This window comes from Aeromicrobium sp. PFPM2_SD2 (genome assembly GCF_057364525.1).
In genome coordinates this window covers 1-1,249 of record NZ_JBNFNZ010000591.1, presented here as the reverse complement: position 1 = coordinate 1,249, position 1,249 = coordinate 1, and the positions used below count along the sequence as shown (strand labels likewise).

The window sequence follows — 1,249 nt, the reverse complement described above, 5'->3', positions numbered from 1 at the left end:
GGCCTCAGGCGCGGGGCTCAGGCGCGGGTGCGCTCGAGCATCGCCTCGACGCGGCCGCGGCCCGGGCGCAGTTCTCGCGGTCCTGGTGGGTGAAGACCGCCTTCACGCGCTCCTCGTAGAAGTCCTCGCGGACGCAGCCCGAGGCCAGGTAGCCCTCGAGTGCCTCGAGCGTCTCGTCGACCGTGCGCACGACCGGGCCGAACCCGTCGCGCTCGTGGTCGAACCACGACGGGGACGCGTGCCCCTCGAGGTACTCGGCCTCGTCGAAGTGCGTGTACAGCAGCGGCGTGCCCAGGTAGGCGATGTCGAAGTGCACCGAGGAGTAGTCGGTGAGGAAGACGTCGCAGCGGCGCATGAGCTCCTGGATGTGCGGCGTGGCGCTGTCGACCACCTCGACCCCGTCGACGACGTCCAGGCCGTCGAGCAGGTGGCCCATGTTGTAGTGCGGCAGGAACTGCAGGCGCGCACCGTGACGCTGCAGCAGGGCGGCCAGCCGCGCATCGCCGAGCAGCCCCGTGACGAAGCGCTGGTACGACGACCCCTCGAAGTCCATCGCGGCGACGTCCTCGTCGCTGAACAGCTTGGGGACGAACGCGCGGCGCCAGGTGGGCATGAACAGCACGACGCGGTCGCTCGTGCCGTCATCCAGCCGGGTCAGCGCGTCGAAGCGCGGCAGGCCGGTCTCGGCGACCTGCGCGTCGTAGCCCGAGACGGCGCGCACCGCGCCGGACTCCCCCGGCCCGACGGTCAGGTACAGGTCGTAGCCGCCCGTGCCCCGCTTGAGCATGTTGACCTTGTCGTTCACGCCGTGCTTGAGGTAGACGCGACGCGCGCCGAGCCGCCAGGCGGCCTGCTTGAGGTAGGCGCCGGGGTGCCACTGGCGCGGGAGCATGTGCTTGACCGAGTACGCGTTGGCCAGCACCTCGGCGTGCAGCATGAGCAGGCGGTGGCGCCACGACGAGTGCACGAGCACCTCGCCGACGGCCTCCACCTTGGCGCGCTGCTCGCTGGACCCGTCGATGACGTACAGGACCCGCGCCTGGGGGTTCGTGCGGCTCAGGTGCGCGAAGAAGTGGTAGCCGTTGTCGCGGGCGGTGTCCTCGCGCTCGCCGACCAGCCAGACGGGGCGGCGGCCCACCAGCGGGCGGGTGAGCGCGCGGGCGTAGCGCACCCAGGTGAAGCGCCGCATCCGGCGCACGGCGGCGAGGTCCTGGCGCACGTGGGTCACCAGCCAGCGCAGCCGGCGCAG

At 72.0% G+C, this 1,249-nt stretch carries 1 protein-coding gene; it reads right to left on the bottom strand.

What is annotated here, in order from left to right:
- Positions 1-4: 4 nt before the first annotated feature.
- Positions 5-1,249: CDP-glycerol glycerophosphotransferase family protein (locus tag AC2W7G_RS16640; RefSeq protein WP_485869417.1), on the bottom strand; the 1,245-nt coding region annotated here is incomplete at its 5' end.